General features: G+C 45.3%; 15 protein-coding genes and 1 pseudogene. 5 read left to right on the top strand and 11 right to left on the bottom strand.

What is annotated here, in order from left to right:
• Nucleotides 1-116: 116 nt before the first annotated feature.
• The 4 genes from norR to azu all read left to right on the top strand — a co-directional run bounded on the left by norR (nt 117) and on the right by azu (nt 4,273).
• Complete coding sequence (gene norR, locus R7Q47_RS02180) at nt 117-1,649, top strand: nitric oxide reductase transcriptional regulator NorR (RefSeq protein WP_248486176.1); 1,533 nt, start codon at nt 117-119, stop codon at nt 1,647-1,649.
• Nucleotides 1,650-2,046: 397 nt separating this feature from the next.
• Nucleotides 2,047-2,565, top strand: a complete 519-nt coding sequence (locus R7Q47_RS02175) for a hypothetical protein (RefSeq protein ID WP_053307894.1) — start codon at nt 2,047-2,049, stop codon at nt 2,563-2,565.
• Between the two features lie 269 nt (nt 2,566-2,834).
• Complete coding sequence (locus R7Q47_RS02170; protein ID WP_262636378.1) at nt 2,835-3,485, top strand: HAD family hydrolase; 651 nt, start codon at nt 2,835-2,837, stop codon at nt 3,483-3,485.
• Between the two features lie 335 nt (nt 3,486-3,820).
• Nucleotides 3,821-4,273 (top strand): azurin, encoded by a 453-nt coding sequence (gene azu, locus R7Q47_RS02165; RefSeq protein ID WP_005375211.1) that lies wholly within the window; start codon nt 3,821-3,823, stop codon nt 4,271-4,273.
• Between the two features lie 226 nt (nt 4,274-4,499).
• On the opposite strand, the gene R7Q47_RS02160 is transcribed toward azu, so the two are convergent.
• From R7Q47_RS02160 to R7Q47_RS02135, 6 genes and pseudogenes are all read right to left on the bottom strand, one after another.
• On the bottom strand, nt 4,500-4,850 hold the full coding sequence (locus R7Q47_RS02160) for an ethanolamine utilization protein EutQ (RefSeq protein ID WP_033906751.1): 351 nt from the start codon (nt 4,848-4,850) through the stop codon (nt 4,500-4,502).
• Complete coding sequence (locus tag R7Q47_RS02155; RefSeq protein WP_318088573.1) at nt 4,847-6,163, bottom strand: FAD-binding oxidoreductase; 1,317 nt, start codon at nt 6,161-6,163, stop codon at nt 4,847-4,849. Before R7Q47_RS02155 ends, R7Q47_RS02160 begins: the two co-directional genes overlap by 4 nt.
• 12 nt (nt 6,164-6,175) lie before the next feature.
• On the bottom strand, nt 6,176-7,459 hold the full coding sequence (locus R7Q47_RS02150; RefSeq protein WP_248486585.1) for an NAD(P)/FAD-dependent oxidoreductase: 1,284 nt from the start codon (nt 7,457-7,459) through the stop codon (nt 6,176-6,178).
• Nucleotides 7,448-7,609: pseudogene (locus R7Q47_RS02145) on the bottom strand (rubredoxin); the annotation flags it as partial. The gene R7Q47_RS02150 and the pseudogene R7Q47_RS02145, both read right to left, overlap by 12 nt.
• A gap of 142 nt (nt 7,610-7,751) precedes the next feature.
• The gene (locus R7Q47_RS02140; protein WP_104980126.1) at nt 7,752-9,188 is read right to left on the bottom strand and encodes an aldehyde dehydrogenase family protein; all 1,437 of its coding nucleotides are present in this window, start codon (nt 9,186-9,188) and stop codon (nt 7,752-7,754) included.
• A gap of 1 nt (nt 9,189) precedes the next feature.
• The gene (locus tag R7Q47_RS02135; RefSeq protein ID WP_017635305.1) at nt 9,190-10,377 is read right to left on the bottom strand and encodes an aromatic ring-hydroxylating oxygenase subunit alpha; all 1,188 of its coding nucleotides are present in this window, start codon (nt 10,375-10,377) and stop codon (nt 9,190-9,192) included.
• A gap of 319 nt (nt 10,378-10,696) precedes the next feature.
• Between R7Q47_RS02135 and R7Q47_RS02130 the strand changes: the two genes are divergently transcribed.
• On the top strand, nt 10,697-12,433 hold the full coding sequence (locus tag R7Q47_RS02130; protein ID WP_151515359.1) for a BCCT family transporter: 1,737 nt from the start codon (nt 10,697-10,699) through the stop codon (nt 12,431-12,433).
• Nucleotides 12,434-12,526: 93 nt separating this feature from the next.
• Here the strand turns inward: R7Q47_RS02130 and R7Q47_RS02125 are convergent, their stop codons facing one another.
• The 5 genes from R7Q47_RS02125 to R7Q47_RS02105 all read right to left on the bottom strand — a co-directional run bounded on the left by R7Q47_RS02125 (nt 12,527) and on the right by R7Q47_RS02105 (nt 17,601).
• Nucleotides 12,527-13,453 carry a LysR substrate-binding domain-containing protein gene (locus R7Q47_RS02125; protein WP_115386780.1) on the bottom strand — a complete coding sequence of 309 codons (927 nt, stop codon included), beginning with the start codon at nt 13,451-13,453 and terminating at the stop codon, nt 12,527-12,529.
• A gap of 247 nt (nt 13,454-13,700) precedes the next feature.
• On the bottom strand, nt 13,701-15,065 hold the full coding sequence (locus R7Q47_RS02120) for a TrkH family potassium uptake protein (RefSeq protein WP_025768536.1): 1,365 nt from the start codon (nt 15,063-15,065) through the stop codon (nt 13,701-13,703).
• A gap of 1 nt (nt 15,066) precedes the next feature.
• Entirely contained in the window at nt 15,067-15,720 is a 654-nt protein-coding gene (locus R7Q47_RS02115) for a potassium channel family protein (protein WP_053320111.1), read from the bottom strand.
• A gap of 151 nt (nt 15,721-15,871) precedes the next feature.
• The gene (locus tag R7Q47_RS02110; protein WP_171342477.1) at nt 15,872-16,570 is read right to left on the bottom strand and encodes a response regulator transcription factor; all 699 of its coding nucleotides are present in this window, start codon (nt 16,568-16,570) and stop codon (nt 15,872-15,874) included.
• Nucleotides 16,567-17,601: a DUF4118 domain-containing protein gene (locus R7Q47_RS02105; protein ID WP_171342591.1), complete on the bottom strand. Its 1,035-nt coding sequence runs from the start codon at nt 17,599-17,601 to the stop codon at nt 16,567-16,569. Before R7Q47_RS02105 ends, R7Q47_RS02110 begins: the two co-directional genes overlap by 4 nt.
• Nucleotides 17,602-17,831 lie beyond the last annotated feature (230 nt).

Below are 17,831 nucleotides of genomic sequence, written 5' to 3'. Positions count from 1 at the left end.
TACTATATATTTCAATATCTTAATTAAAATCCAACTTTGATAAGTGTCATTTGGACACAGTTGAAAATTGTCATTAAGACACTACAATAGTCATATTGACACAATCGGTATTGGCTATGACTTCTTTAATCGCGCAATGGCTACACATCACGCAAGACCTTAACTCGGCGCTCACTCAACAGGCTCGCTTCGATACGTTATTAACGGCGATTCGAGATGTATTGAAGTGTGACTCTTCAGCCCTTCTTTTGTATGAAGACCAGCACTTTAAACCTTTAGCGATCAATGGATTGGCGAAAGAGGTCCTTGGACGCCGTTTCTCTATTGAGCAACACCCAAGATTAGAAGCCATTGCCCGAGCAGGCGATATCGTGCGCTTTCCCTCCGACAGCGACTTACCTGATCCATACGATGGCTTGATTCCAAACCACGATGACAAACTGCATGTCCATTCCTGCATTGGTTTACCTCTGCTGATCGACGATCAACTGATTGGTGCCATTACGATTGACGCCTTCGACCCCAACCAATTTGATGGGCTACGCAACCAAGAGTTACGGTTTGTCAGCGCGTTGGCAGCAGGTGGCTTGCACACTGCACTTCTGCTAGAGCAACTAGAAACTCAAGCGAGCCTGCCACGTGACTCTTACGCTGAGAAACGCACGTTGAGTAACGAAATCATTGGCAACTCTCAGGGCATGAGGAATCTTCAAGAGCAGATTGATGCCGTCGCCGATACGGAATTGTCTGTGTTGGTCATGGGAGAAACAGGCGTAGGTAAAGAGTTGGTTGCCAGCGCTATTCACCATCGTTCTAGCCGATCGAACAATACTTTGGTTTACCTCAACTGTGCGGCGCTGCCAGAATCAGTCGCGGAAAGCGAGTTGTTCGGCCATATCAAAGGCGCATTCACAGGCGCAATCAGCAATCGTAAGGGTAAGTTTGAACAAGCCGATGGCGGCACACTGTTTTTAGATGAAGTCGGCGAACTGTCGTTAGAACTGCAAGCTAAGTTACTTCGAGCTCTACAATACGGCGACATTCAACGTGTGGGTGATGACCGCCATATTCGAGTCAATACACGCATTGTCGCCGCCACCAACCGTATATTGCATGAAGAAGTGACTGCTGGTCGCTTCCGAGCCGACTTATATCACCGCCTAAGCGTCTTCCCGCTTCATGTTCCACCTCTTCGTGAACGTGAAGACGATGTGGTGTTACTCGCAGGCTTTTTTGCCGAACGTTTAAGAAGCAAATTGGGATTGAACAGCATTCGTTTGTCCCCCACTTTGGTGCAGGCACTCAAAGACTATTCATGGCCAGGCAACGTGCGAGAGCTTGAACATGTCATTAAACGTGCTGGTGTTTTGGCAAAAGCGCGTACCCACGCCATGGACATTGAGCTAGTTGAGCAAGATTTTGACATCCGAACGCCGAATCAGAACATCAAGAACGTTGAAGAAACGGAACAAAAATCTCGGCTTGAGCTACCAGAAGGCGGATTAAAGCCTGCCACAGACGCCTTCCAAAAAGCGATGATTGTTCGAGTTCTGGAAGAGAACCAAGGTAACTGGGCAGCAACGGCACGTCAGCTTGAATTAGATAACGGCAATTTGCACCGATTAGCAAAACGGCTAGGGATAAAATAGACACTAACGAATATCACCTAATATGGCATATTCATCGCCAAATAAAGAGCCGATGCCCAACCGCTCACTCAGCCCACTATAAGTAGTGAGCTGAGTGCTCAGATAGAATAGCCACCTAAGTTTGACGGTATTTTCTTCTAAATTTTATTGTCTTGAACCACCTCACAGATTTAATAACCCTTAACAATAAACACAATAATAGTTAAGGTATTTTTATGAGCCAGATCTAATAAAATTAAATATATAGTATTTATTTTAAGAATCTAAACTTTCAAAGTTCATCATAATAAATACAACCTCTATGTATACACTTTACCTTCAAAAAACATCAAAATATAATCCCTTCGATAAAAACAATTAAATGAATTTAACTGTATAAAAGTGAGGAGAATAAAATATGGGGTATGGGGCGACAGTATATTCATTAGATACTGAAAAGGTTTTTAACGTACTAAAGAATGAGCGTAATCCAGAGCTAGAAAAAGCCATCATGGAAAGGTGTCAAGACTCCTTTAAAGTGATTAATGAAATGCTGGAAAGTAGTGGCGAAAGCATCCGAGCTGAAGAGCTTCTTATGCAGATGCTGTCTGAAGAGATAAAATACAGTCACTTGGGTTACGCCTATGCTTACTTGCTTGAAGCTATATGTAAGATCACTGGTTATTACTTATCCAATAACTCTTGGTATCCTTGCGATGTAAACGATTTCTGCGATATTCCATTCACTAATACCGATTATCCCATAAAATTCCCACTCCCTGACGATTTCCCTGTTGTTTTTATGATAAAAAATCAAGATATTCACCAAGATAACGTTGACTTCGGAGGCTTATCAGAGCAACAAATATCTGAAGTCAAGAGCTGGTACACTCATGCAGTCGTAAACAATCGTGACTTGGTATTATTTTATTATTAATTTTAACTATTAATAAATTATCCAATAGTTAAAATAACAATAGAATATTAATAAAACTCTAGCTTATATTAAGATAGAGTTTTATCTATTTAACTGAAATTTTTATAATTTTAAAAATATTATATTTCACACCTAATTTATAGACTCTGTGTATAGTGTGTTCAGAGGCAATGTGAACTCATAGGATCAAAATCAAGTTCTAATTTTTAGAAGAAAAAACGATCTGCTTGTGTCAAAATGCGCCATCCCAACCAAAAAGTCTTAATGTAATGAACTACCAAGCTGCTATTTTTGATATGGATGGTTTGCTCCTTGATACTGAGCGCGTCTGTATGCATATTTTCCAAGAAGCATGTGAAACCCAGAACCTACCCTTCTATAAAGATGTTTACCTTTCAATCATTGGTCGCAATGCAGCGGGCATTGAAGTGATTTTTCGTAAAGCTTATGGGGATGATCTTGACCGCTTACACCAAGAGTGGCGCGACCGTTACGACGCTGTGGTTAAGCACCAAGCGATACCGGTAAAAGAAGGGGTGATTGAGCTGCTTGAGTGGTTGAAAGGCCAAGGGTTGCCAATTGCAGTCGCCACTTCTACAGCAAAAGAAGTGGCACAGAAGAAGTTGGAGTTAGCGGGCCTAAGCAAGTATTTCGACAACTTAACGACAGGCTGTGAAGTGTCACACGGCAAACCTGATCCAGAGATCTACCTGCTTGCAGCAAGTCGTCTAAGCGTAGATCCAACCAAATGTCTCGCCTTTGAAGATTCAAATAATGGCGTACGTGCTGCGGTAGCAGCGAACATGATCACTTATCAAATTCCTGATCTGGTTGAGCCTTGTGACGAAATAAAGCAATTAGGCCATACTGTCGCACCTTCACTGCATGATGTGTTGCACACGTTAAAACAAACTCGCTAGGTTTACTTGTCGTCTGTTCTCTAGAAGCTCAGCAATTTAGCTGAGCTTCTTTCTCGAAACCTCTCCAATACCGTAAAACCAAACAATTCTTCCACCCGTTTAGCGAGATTATTTTCACCTTAACTCTGGCTAATCACGACTTTTGATTTAACTCACGCAATCGCATGAAATAAGGCATTTGAGTGATCAAATAGCGGAACTGACCAGTACAAGCTTGCAACAAAACGTCAATATACCGATTGAAGCACGTTTTTGGAGTGAAAATTGGCTGATAATGAGAACTATTGGATAAGATCAATCCAAGTCAGCCTAAAATACAAAATGGAGAGTGTTATATGTCTTTACGTTTATTAGCAACAACCTTCGCATTAGTAGGAATGAGCTTTGGTGCCCAAGCCAGTGCCGAGTGTGAAGTGTCATTAGATGCTAACGATATGATGCAGTTTTCTACTAAAACATTGAGCGTACCAGCCACTTGTAAAGAGGTAAAACTGACGCTGAACCACACAGGTAAGATGCCAGCGCAATCGATGGGTCACAACGTGGTCATATCTGACACTGCCAACCTACAAGCAGTCGGTACTGACGGCATGGCAGCTGGAGCAGAAAATAACTACGTAAAACCAAATGATGATCGCGTCTACGCTCACACAAAAGTAATTGGTGGCGGTGAAAGCACCAGCATTACGTTCAGTACTGAGAAAATGAAAGCCGGCGGTGACTATTCATTCTTCTGTTCGTTCCCGGGTCACTGGGCAATCATGCAGGGTAAATTTGAGCTAAAATAAAAGATTTAGCCAAGCCAAAAGAAGACTCATTATAGGGAAGCCAAGGCTTCCCTTTTTGATAGATAAAATAGCAATTGAGAAAGGTCTAACACGTCTGGAAACGTGACCAAGAAACATAGCAAGTATGAAACCCTTGCTCCATTGAGATTAAGTTCTTTTGCGAAAAGTTATGGTTAAAAATCAGATTTTTATTTTGCCTTTCCGAAAAACAACTAAATGATAAAAGTCATTTAATACCATGTAACTCTTTCCAGTTTCCCGGATGAACCACATAGCCGAACAGAGCATGCCCACCATAAACCAATTCAGTCCCTTCCGGTATCCACAGCATCTGACCTGGGTGCACAAAATGTGTTTCACCATTTGCGGTCAGCTCGAAACAGCCTTCAATCACGAAAATAACCTCATCATAAAGCACTGTCCAAGCCACTTTAGCGCCTTCCCATTTAGCAAAGCCTACGCCTATGTTTGGTGAAATTTCTGGGCTTAACGCCCTGGCAACATACGCCATTCCTGGCGTATCACCACGAACATTGAAATCTAGACTTTTACTATCAACAAGTTTGACTGGCTTCATAATTCACTCCGGCTTTGCCATTTTGCTAATTGGATACGCGTTTTTACTCCCAAACCTAAAAAAGGCTCTGGCGGATTCAAACAAGGCATTCCTGTCACTTGCTGTATGTCATCCAATGATTTAGATGTCGCACCAACGACATAGTCAGCTAACAGTGTTCCAGAAATGGTTCCCCACGCAGCACCAACACCATTGTCACAAGCGCTGGCATAAACACCTTCATCTAATTGACCGAAAAAGTTAGTAAAGTTACGAGAGATTGCATACACCCCACCCCATGTGTGAGTAAATGGTACGTCGGCCAGCTCGGGATAACGCGCCAGAAAGACCAGACGATGATCGTCGCGAATTTGTTCTCTGACTTTATCGTTCATGCTTGAGCCATATTTCGGCACGTGTTTGTAAGTATTGCGGATCAAAATACGTCGATCGGCGGTCATACGTAACGTCGTTCCCGCATGATCAGCTGGAGTTAACCCCCAATTCAGCTCACCTCCGTATCGTTGCATTTCTGCGTCGGTTAATGGACGCGTCCAGCTTGCAAACGTCATCACTGGAAGTAGTCTGTTTTTAAGATAACCAAACTCCCGAGTAAAAATGCTGGTCCCAAGCAGCAGTTCAGGGGTTTCAACAGAGCCACTATCTCCATGTAATACCCAGCAACCGTTTTCTTTACTGAGCTTGCGGATTGGCGAGTTCTCTAACACCTCGACGTTCTCTGGAAGGCTTTCCCCTAGCCCACGCACCAAAGCAGCAGGTTGCATTAAATAACCACCTGGCGTGTAAATTGCGCGGCTGTAGTAGTTGGTTCCCAAGACTTTCGCCAGCTCACTGCCATTAACATGGAAGTATGGTTCGCCAAGGTCTTTCATTAGGTGCTCAAAGTGATCGAGATACGCTTCACCGCGCGCCCCTACGGCTCCTTGATATTTGCCCTTTGCTGACCACTGACAAGAAATACTGTGCTTCGACACTAAAGTGTTTAGCTGAGCAATCGCAGAACGGTTGAGCGACAATAACTTTTGTTTGTGCTCAGGGTCGGGATGCTCAAGTGAAAACTTATGAGGCAAATCGATAACAAAGCCCGAATTTCTTCCTGAAGCCCCTTGGCCGATACGTTGCGCATCAATCAGTATAATTCGTGCATTAGGCATAAGTTCAGCTAAACGTCTTGCCATAGCTAGGCCTGCGAAACCGGCACCTAACACGGCATAGTCAGCACTTTGTTTACCTTTTAACGCCGATTTTTCTGGAATACTTGGCAACGCATGGTACCAACCACACGTCACGTCATCATTGGGTAAATGAATCATCTTTTTTCTCCGCTACGCTGCTGACAGTTTCAATGACAATTGATCTAGCCAAGGGCCGCGTAATGACTGTACTTTTCTTCCTAGCAACGCAAAACCGAGCATTGCTCCTTCTGGTGAATAAAACGCAGCGGTCAATTCATCTGCTTGGTTCTCGATGTACCATTGTCCCTGTTCTTCAGCGGCTACCGGGAAAATCGTGAGTGGAAGAATCGGCGTTTTTACAATCACTGGAGTTGGTGTTAAAGAGGTAGGCGTAATATCACCTAGCAAGCTTTTCGCTACGGAAGGAATCATTTGATTAATCGGCGCAATATACGGCTGCCAACCTTGCTCCGTTTCAACACAGTCGCCTAGCGAGTAAATACTCTCATCACTCGTCTGGCCGAATTGATTCACTTTAATGCCCCGGCCAACTTCAAGCCCCGCGCGCTCAGCCAGAGAAACATTTGGCTTGAGTCCAACCGCGCTCAGCACTAGATCTGCTTCAATCTGCTTGCCACTGTTTAGATGTAAAACCGCACTGGATGCGGACCTTGGCTCGATTCTGGTGATACTGTCTTGTAGAGCCCATTGCACGCCTCGATCGGCAAGTGCGCTTTGTAATGATTCACCCAACTGTTGCGGGATCAAACGCTCCATTGGCCATTGACCCAACCCGATAACTGTTACTTCATAACCGCTTTCGATCAGATCATTTGCGAACTCACAGCCAATTAAGCCATCACCTAGGATCGCGATGCGCTTTTTGTCTTGCAGCTCCGCTCTGAAACGGCGGTAATCAACTAAGTCGTTCACACTCATAACCCAAGAGCGATCGCCCTCAATTGGGATTTCAATCGGTGATGCACCTGTTGCCAGTACCAAGCGGCTGTAGGCGTGTTTACCGATGGAGGTATGTAACGTTGAATTGGCACGATCGATCTGTTCAACACGGGTATGCGGGTAAACTCGGATGTTGAGACGGCTTTCCCACTCCAACGCGCTCTCACTTTGTAGCGCGTCGCCGTCTTTATTCATGACCAGTGCATTAGACAAGGCAGGCTTGCTGTACAGTGCGCCATCATCAGCGGTAAAGACAGTGATCGGAACCGTTTCAGATTGTGCTCTAAGTGCCGCTGCCAACTGGTAACCACTGTGGCCACTGCCGATGATAACGATAGGGTCAGCTGAAAATATAGGTTGAGTGACTTCAGATGGAAGTGGCTGAGCCGTATTTGGCTGAACAGACGCTTCTACCGATACCGAAGACACTGCCACGACCTCTTCTACTGGCGCATCGTCGGTGATTTCGATCATTTCAAAATCGGCCTTACCCACTAAACAATCGGGGCATAACCAATCATCCGGCACATCTTCCCATGCTGTTCCTGGTGCAATGCCATCGGATGGCCAACCTTGTGCTTCATCATAGATTAAGCCGCAAATAATACAGAGCCACTTTCTCATCACTTATACTCCAACTACCTTGTTCAGAATTTCCGTGTTTACAAACCGCTGTCAGATTTGTTGTGATTCCATCAACCTCGCCCTAGCTTGTGGTCTGAAATCCAAGCCGGTACGAGGTGATGAAAATACAGTTACACGGTAGCTATACGTTGCTGTCTTGCTGCAAACGAATGGCAATATTGCGTGTCTGGACATAGCTATAAATCGCTTCTTGTCCTTTTTCTCGCCCAAAACCGGACAAGCCCACGCCACCAAATGGTGTTTCGATGCCACCAGCAAACCATTCATTGATGAACACTTGACCACCACGCAGTTGCTGTGCCACATGTAATGTTTGGTTTAGGCTTTCACCAAAAACACCAGCGACCAGGCCAAAATCGGTGCCATTCGCGATCTCGATTGCTTCTTGCTCAGTTTCAAACGGTGTAATCACCAATACAGGACCAAACACTTCTTCTTGTGCAATGCGCATATCTGGCGTGGCTTCAATCACTGTTGGTGCCACAAAGTAACCCGATAGATCAGGTGCGTAGCCACCCGTTAGGATATTCGCGCCGTCGGCTTTTGCTTGTTCTATCATTTCAAGCACGCGTGCTTGTTGATCAGCAGATACCAACGGTGTGATGTCCGGCTGGCTTTCGCCTTGGCCAATGGTTAGGCTTTTTGCCATTTCCACTACTGCCGCTTTTACTTCTTCATAACGCTCTTTTTGAATCAGCAAACGAGACATTGCCGAACACACTTGACCAGCGTTAAAGAAAATACCGACCTGAACGCTTTTCAAAAGTGTTTCGAGGTTCGCATCTTTCAGCGCGATAGCAGCCGATTTACCACCCAGCTCCATCACCGATGGAGTAGCGCGTTGCGCTGAATCTTGCAGGATGTGTTGGCCGGTTGGAACGGAACCCGTAAAGACAATTTGATCGACCTCTTGGTGCTGCACCAAATGACTGCCAACGACTGAGCCTTTACCGCATAGAAGGTTAATCGTACCTTTCGGGAAGCCCGCTTTTTCAATCGCTTGAATCAACAGAGTCATGGCAAGTGGGGAAATCTCTGGCGATTTGATCACCACTGCGTTACCTGCGGCTAATGCAGGTGCCAATGAGCGTGCACAAATAGAGACAGGGAAATTCCACGGCACAATCTGCACCGACACGCCAAACGGCACATATTGAGTGAAGTCGACATAGTCTTTACCCAACGGAATTGATGTGCCTTCCAGCTTGTCGGCCATGCCTGCGTAGTATTCAAAGTAACGTGCCGACTCTAAAAACTCATCTTTGGCATCTTGCAAAGATTTCCCATTTTCACGACAGGCAACTAACCCACCTTCATCAACCATTTCACGAATAGCTGCGGCGGCTTTTAACATCCACTCGGTTCTGACGGCTGGACGAACGTCCGAAAGAAGGCCTTGATTGACCACTCGGCGTGCCGCTGCCATTGCGCGATCTGCATCGGTGATAGTGGCTTCTGCAATCGTCGCATACGCTTCGGCTGTGCCAGGGTTCATGACGGTCAGCGCTTGCTCTGAATCGCACCACTCACCATCAATATAATTAAGGTAATGCATCATATTACTGCTCCAGTGCCGCTTTCACTTGCTTTGCCAACCAGGTTTGGAAGAAATGCGTCGGAACATCCATTTCTGGTGAGAACACACCACCACCAAAGCCAGGTGAGTAACGACCTTCCTGCATGCCCTCGACCGCTCCAATATCTTCGCCGAATACGACTCGCCATGACTCAACGGTAGCAGTACGGCACGCAGCGAACTCATCTTTCGTTGCTTCATCACCCACATAGAAAACACGTAGGTGCTCAACACTCTTATTCGCAGTGATTGGTTCAATCATCATCGCAAAGGCATGATCGGCTTGAATACCAAGCAACACGTTTGGAAAGAGTGCAACATATTCTGCATGACGCAGTTTATCTTCTGGCCAGCTTGGAAATTTAGGTAAGTGTGTTCCTGCAGTATCAGAGAGGTTGTATGCGAGACTACCTTGGCCAGCAAAACGCTCTGCAAACATGATGTTGTAGTGATCCTCTAGGCGAGAATAACTGTTCAAACTCGGATGCACCCAAGGTAAGTGGTAAGCTTCACAATAGTTTTCTACGGCAAGCTTCCAGTTACTTTTCACTTCTATCTCTAAGTTGCCACCCATGTTCACGCGGCGAAGAAGCCCTAATCCTTCTTCACCTAAGAATTGCTGCCAACGTTGCTCTAGCGGCGCGATATGCTCTTCAAAGCTTTCTGCTTTGCCCGATAAGTTGACGAATACCATGTCCATCCAAACGGCTGAACGAAGTGGCTTAAGGCCATGCTTTTCACACTTAAATCGGTCATCTTTGTGTTTTGCGATACCACCGATGTGTGGTGTGCCTTTTAGATTGCCGTCAAGATCGTACGTCCATGAATGGTAAGGACAGCGAATCATGCCTTGAACTTCGCCTGCCTCATGAACCAGCTTCATACCACGATGACTACATACGTTGTGGAAAACTTGGACTTCACCTTGGCGATTTCTCATCATGAGTAGTGGAAGATTCATGAAATCAAGTGGCATCACATAACCATTTTTAAGCAGGTCTGATGCAAAACCAATACATACCCAAGTGTTACCAAACACCTGATCACGCTCAAAAGTAAAATACTCTTCGCTGGTGTAGGCCTGATTCGGCATTCCTGTTGCTTCACTGATTGGGTTCAGTACATTATCAACAAGTTCAACAGGAATAATGGTTTGGTTGACATTGCTCATATTCATATCTCCGAGAGTCGAGTTGCATCCAGTGCGTACAACATCGTGTTGTGTTAGTGGAGATGATTTTGATTAACAACCCGGCAACAAACAAACGACTTTTTCGCCGGGCTTGGATGAGTTTTTGTCATTCATGCATTGATCTCGAACAAAAAAATAACCTTTTAATTAACAATGATCTTCTTGTCATGATTAATACTCATTAACCGATGAGTATTAATCAGTTGAAACACAAAAGCCCTCTCTCTACTCTCTTTCAAAAATTAACAATAACGCAACAAACAATAACGCTAAAACAAACGCACTGTGAGGGATGCCTATGAGAGCAACATCTGGGATATTGAAAGGACTCAATCCGACTGTGACTATCGCATCAAAGATCGTCGTTATCGGTTTTGTACTTTTCTGCGCCATTCTCGCCAACCAAGCGGGCCAATACTTCGAAACGATTTCCGGCATTTTGCTGCAGAATATGAAGTGGTTTTACATCGGACTTGTTTCACTCGTTGTCGGTTTTCTTCTTTACCTTATGGTTAGTCGATATGGGCATATTCGTTTGAGTAAAGATGACGAAAAACCAGAGTTTAGTTATTTGTCTTGGGTATCCATGCTTTTTTCCGGAGGCATGGGGATAGGCTTAATTTTCTGGTCGGTCGCCGAACCGATGTGGCATTACGCTGACAACCCATTTACTCAAGGCCTGACCAATGAAGCCGCAACAACATCAATGAAACTGACATTCTTTCACTGGGGTCTACATCCTTGGTCTGTCTTTATCATTGTGGCACTCGCATTAGCTTACTTTTCCTACCGTAAAGATCTGCCTTTTACCCTACGCTCTATCTTGTACCCTTTGATTGGTGATCGTATTTATGGGCCTATCGGACACACGGTTGATATCCTAACAGTCGCGGTGACTGCTTTCGGTATCTCTCAAACCTTGGGGATGGGAGTTATCCAAATAAACTCTGGTTTGAATCAAGCCTTTGGTCTAGACATTAGTTTGGGGATTCAACTCTTTATTATCGTTTCCCTTTGTACTTGTGCGGTTGCGTCGGTGCTATCTGGTGTAGGGAAAGGTATTCGCCGTTTATCAGAATGGAACATGCTGCTTTCACTCGCACTCGTGCTGGTCGTACTTTATATTGGCCCAACTCGCTATATCTTAAATACGCTACTTGAAAGCACGGGGCTTTATGCACAAAACATTGTCGGTATGAGCTTATGGAGCGATGCACAGAATGACTCTGGCTGGCAAAACTGGTGGACGGCTTATTACTGGCCTTGGTGGATGACTTGGGCGCCTTTCGTTGGCATGTTTGTAGCTCGTATCTCTAAAGGACGCACAATACGTGAGCTTATCGGCGGTGCTCTCATCGTACCCACGCTGATCACATTCTTATGGATTTCAGTATTTGGTGGTGCAGCGTTGAAGGTAGAGCAAGACGCTCGTGTTGCTCATCAAGAGCAAGTCACTGCGGCACAAGAAACCAAACAAACACCACCTGCGGATTTTTCTGGCGGCCCTATTCTTGAAGCGACTAAAGCCGATACGACACGCGCTTTGTTTACGCTATTCGACAATCTAGATACAGGTATGTTTGGTAAACTACTTAGCGTGCTTGCGTGTCTATTACTCGGTACTTATTTCATTACCTCCGCAGACTCGGGTACCTTGGTTCTATGTACCCTCGATGCCGCTGGGCACAGTGAGCCTCCTACCTCTATACGCGTATTGTGGGGGATCATGATCGCAGCCATTGCGGGAGTACTTCTATACGCAGGAGGGTTAAAAGCAATGCAAACGGCCTCCATTATTGCCGGTTTCCCTATCGCCATTTTTATCGCAGTGATGAGCTTAACGCTGTTTCATAGTATTCGACGCGAACCTAAGCCATGGGCAATGCTTCCAGAGCACGTTCACCCAGAGCAAGAGAAACTTGATGGTCCTGTTGAACCGCTTGTTGAAAGCAAAACAGTGGTTTCCGAGCCTATCGCTTCAACATCCTCACTAAAAGATGATTCCACACTCAATCAGGGACCAGTACTAAGTTAGTGCGTCGTTTCATCAATCAATTAAAACAAAGCGGGAACTGGTACTCCCGCTTTTTAACATGACCAAACTCTGTTATTTTCTCTGCTTATTGATTTAGGCTAAACCTCGATCACCCACCTCATCTGGCAACTGTTGCAAAAGCCACTCTCTAAAACGCTTGACGCTTGCTGGGATTAAACCTCTATTTTTAGGTTCAAGCATAGAGAAATTGGAAGGTGTTGAAAGCACGTGTTCGACTGGCCTAACTAAAGCACCGCTTTGTAAATAGTCGTCCACTAATGACCCCCAGGCTAACGCGATTCCCTGACCATTAATTGCCGCTTGTAACAGCATTGGATAGTTATTGATGTTCATGCGATTACGAGGCGAAATATTTGGCAATCCTACACTCGCAAACCACTGCTCCCAATTCACCCAATCTCTTTGAGACTCTTCCAGATAGAGTAACGTTTTATTGAAGATTTCTTCTGGCTTACTAGGCTGGCCGATTTTCTCTAAATAAAGCGGGCTACACACAGGGAATACTTCTTCTGAAAACAGCGTTGTCACATCCATTTCCGCAGGTGGAGTGCGACAATAAAACAAGGCGAGATCGCAATCTAATCGGCGTAAGTCCAACACATTATCTGAGGCCAATATTCTTATATCGATGTCATCATGTTCATTTTGAAATTGAGCAACCTTAGGCAACAACCACAAGGCTGCCATTGCATTTGTCGTCGCAACCGTGATCTTTTGTTCGCCCTGCCACTTCTTCACTTCACCAGTTATTTGAGCAATATCGAGCAAAGATTGGCTGACAGCTTGATAATATTGAAGACCTGTAGGCGTTAAATTAATGCTTCGATTGGCTCGCGTGAACATAGCCTTGCCTAAGTATTCTTCTAATTGTCTAATTTGGCGACTGATAGCACCTTGGGTCACGTTTAGCTCGTCAGCGGCTAACGTAAAACTCAAGTGCCGCGCCGACGCTTCAAACGCAACGAGGCTATTTAAAGGTGGGAGGGGTTTGATTTTCATGTATCTTCCAGTAAGGCAGTATTGTAATTATTTTTATTCCCGGCAATCTTATGTTGCACGTGGATAATGCCATTCTGGACAACACCTCAAAAACGACAATTTATAAATGATAAAAAATAGAGATGAATCATAAATTGTTGTGAGAGAGACTGCCGTATACAGTTTCGTGGCTACAACGAGCACAAAAAGAGGAGCAGTTACTCCTCTTTTGTCTAGCCTTTTGCTCACTTTGTACGAGTTAGCCCATTTACCCTATTGCCAGTTTAGTACTCGCGTAACGCGCTTTTTTCTTTCTTGGACTGGCTAAGAAGTACGCTAATGTAAGAGGCCCTAATCGTCCCATAAACATCATGAAGATGATCACTAACTCACCCGGTTCGGACAAACTGCCCGTTAAGCCTCGCGATAACCCAACCGTACCCAGTGCCGAGACCGCTTCGAACATAATGTCTAACATAGACGCTTTCTCTGTCAGTAACAGCGTGAATATGGCAAACCAAGTCACCCCCACCGAGATCAGAGTCAGCGCCAATGCCTTGCTGATGGTCTCTTTGGGAATCTCGCGTTGAAAGGCATAGGTTGCTTCATCGCGACGCAAATAGCTGTAAGTCGCCAAGACTAACACTATAAATGTCACAACTTTAATGCCACTTGCCGTACTCAATGATCCACCGCCGATAAACATCAACACCAGAATGATCGCCGTTGTGGCATCTTCCAACTGATCGATAGCTAAAGTGTTGAACCCTGCCGTTCTTGGCGTCACCGCTTGAAACCACGATGCCCACCATTTCCCTGCTTCGCTCAACGGGGCAAGCGTGTTGGGGTTGTCATATTCAATCAGATAAATCGCGATAAGTGCCACCACGTTAATGATCATCGTGCCTAAGATCATCATTCGACTGTAAACGGTGAGTCGATGCCAACGGCGATTGCGTTTTAAGTCAATCCAAACCGAGAAGCCTAAACCACCAATAATGAACAAACTGGTAATGGTGAAGTTAACGACCGGGTCGTCCACGTAAGGCATTAAGCTATCGGCACTCAACGCAAAACCTGCATTGTTAAACGCACTGATGGTGTAGAAGAAACCATGGAACAAACTGGTTTCCCAGCCCAGCTCTTCACTCCAATAAACGCTCAAAATAGTGAAACCAATAAGTTCAACGAGCAGAGCGAACATCAATACAGATTTAGCAGTGGCAATGAGTGTCGATGAATCAGTCTGGTTGAACGCCTCTCTCGCGACTGCTCGCTCCAAAAAGCCAATTTTTCCGCCCAGAGCCAGCAAGGTCACGATAGCAAACGTCATCAAACCTAGGCCACCACATTGAATCAGGAAAGCAATAACCACTTGCCCAAAAGGCGTAAACGCCGTGCCCGTGTCTACCACAACTAATCCCGTCACCGTAATGGCCGATGTTGCTGTAAACAGGCTTTGAATCCAAGTGATGGGCTCTGTGGTGGCAATCGGCAGTTTGAGTAAGACCGTGCCGAGCATGATCAAGCACGCAAAGCTGAGGCTAAGTATTAATGGCGGTGCGCCCAACAATTTTTTGCCCGCTTTGGGTTTTCGCTCGATTGGGATAATAGAGGGATGCCACAAAACCATGTTACACCAACCTTGGAGCGACGTATTTCAGCTCAGCGCGACTACCGCAAAGCAACAGCGTGTCGAACTCATTAAGCACAAACTCATCATTGATATTGGTGTAGACGGCTTCTTCGCGCTTCACCAAGATTGGCTGAATGTTGTAACTGCCTCGGCTGATCAACTTAGAAAGCGGCGTATCGTGCAGATTGGATTTAACGTGGATTTCCACCACATACAAGCCATGCCCCATTTCTAAATAGTTGTTCACCATCGGATAGTTGAGTGCCTGCGCGACTCTTACGCCCATCTCCTCTTCCGGATGAATAATGCGTTGTACACCAAGCTTAGACACGATGGTATGGTGCGCTTTGGTGCTCGCTTTGACCCAAATAGATTTCACACCCAGATTTTTCAGCGCCAGCGTACACAACAAACTGGCTTGCATGTCTTCGCCAATCGCCACCAACACCACATCACTGTTCGCTAACGCTAACTCTCTGAGTGCACCTTCGTCTGTTGCGTCACATATGACCGCTTGCGTTAACTCTTCGACGTATTTTTCGACGATTTTCGGGTCGCTATCCATCCCCGTTACGGTGTGTCCAAGATGAATAAGTTCTAAGCTGGCGGCAACGCCAAATCGCCCTAGACCAATTACTGTAAAGTGAGCCATATCAATACCTAACTGTGTTTTATGTATAGAAAATGCTAATGCGTTAAGGGTTAGACTGATTTTCCGTCACGGAAAATAGGCAACACGAATCCTGTTCGAGTGCCGATAACCAGCACTAAACCTTGGCATTAACGTTGATTAAATTTGGAATTTAGTGGTGCTTGGACGCCTCTAGCACTAAACGATAACCCAGCCCCGGCTCGGTTTTTAATAGCCGCTGTTCGTCAGCACTATCGTTCAGTTTTTTGCGTAGTTGACTCACTAGCACGCGTAAGTAGTGAGTATCTTCGACATGACTTTTTCCCCAAATCACCGCTAGCAAATGAGTTTGCTCAATGAGTTTTCCCGGCTTGAGAATCAATTGTTCAATGAAAGAAAACTCTTTCTTGGTGAGTGGAATTTCCCTCTGATCCAACCAAAATTGGTGAGTGCTTTTGATGATTTTGACTCGGCCAGCCACCAGCTCATCAGCGACGGTTTGCTCATCCACCAAATCTCGAACCAGCACTTTGATGCGCGCGATGAGCTCTTTTACGCCAAAAGGCTTGCTCAAGTAATCATTCGCGCCCGCTTCTAAAAGGCGGATTTTTTCCTCTTCTTGATCGCGAGCTGTCAGCACTAGCACTGGCGTTTTATAGGTCTGACGAAGCGTAGTGAGAAACTCCTTCCCATCGCCGTCGGGCAAGCCTAAATCTAGCAGAATGACGTGCGGCGAATGCGCTTCGAAACACGCTTTGGCTTCTGAAATGGTACTCGCGCCAATGTAATCAAACCCTTCAGCAGACAGCGAAATTCGAATAAAGGTATGAATGCGAGGCTCATCGTCCACGACTAAAACTTTGTAACTCACGCCTGCTCTGCTCCTTGATTGAGTGGAAGTCGAATGCGGATCAGCGTCCCTTCTGATACTGGCATAGATTGAATATATCCTTGGTGTGCGGTGATGATGCCTTTGGCAACCGCGAGTCCCATTCCGGTGCCTGAATCGGCCGATTTGTTGTTCGTGCCGGAATAGAAAAGGCTGAATATTTTTTCCGCATCTTCAGCTTTAATGCCAATCCCCATGTCCCGAACATCAATCACGCACGACGAACCCTGCTTAGAAAGTGAAACCTCAACAGATTCATTCTCTGGTGAAAATCGCATGGCATTATCCAACACATTAAAAATCGCTTGTTCGATGAGCGAACGACTTACTGACAAATAATCAACGGAATCATCCATATTCATGGACACTTTCTCGGTGTAATTTGGCAAACGAGAAACCGCATCCCGAACAATATCTGCAATCAACTCATCTTTTTTGGTAATTTTTAATGTGCCGTGCTGGAGCTTAGTCGCCTGTAAGAGGTTCTCGATATATTGATGCAAGCGATGGCTTTCTGAAGTCGCACTGTCGAGCAATTCTTTACGCTCTAAGTCATTGAGCTTGGGCATGTACTCGTTGAGTGTGGTCAATGTTCCAATAATGGTTGCCAGCGGCGTGCGTAAGTCATGGGACACCGATAGCAGGATGCTGTTTTGCAGCTTGGTTTGTTTTAACTCGCCCTGCTGGCGACGATAAAGATCCGCAAAGGTGCTGGTGATAAATGCCACCACCATAAACACGACTAAATTAAAAATGTCTTCCGGACGAAACATCTGCAAAGAGTAACGAGGCGTCGTGAAAAAGAAGTTGAAGCTCAACGCTTCGATCACCGCCGCCGCATAAGCGAATCGCGAGTTGCATTGAAACGCCACTACCACGACCGCTAACTGTAAAATCAGCAGGACTGCGGCTGTAGAGCCAAACAGTTGGTCTAACAACCATGAGACGACAACCGCGCCAACAATCACGGTAGTAGAAAAGAGAAAGGTGTTATCTCGCCATTGAACAAACATAAAATACATCAACCAAAATTCGATGTAGAAAACTTTAGCAAAAGCCCATTCGGAGTTCGCGTAAAAAAAGCGTAAAAAATTCAATAACGACAGTGAGTTATAAACATAATCATCATTAAGTTGGCCTAACTCAATGAATAATCACAAGTTAACGTTGCCCATTAACGCCTACTTACTCGGTATAAACGACAGACACAAAAAAGAGGAGCATTTGCTCCTCTTTCGTGTAG

Source organism: Vibrio sp. Vb0349 (assembly GCF_033338975.1).
This window is presented reverse-complemented; position numbering and strand designations above follow the sequence as displayed.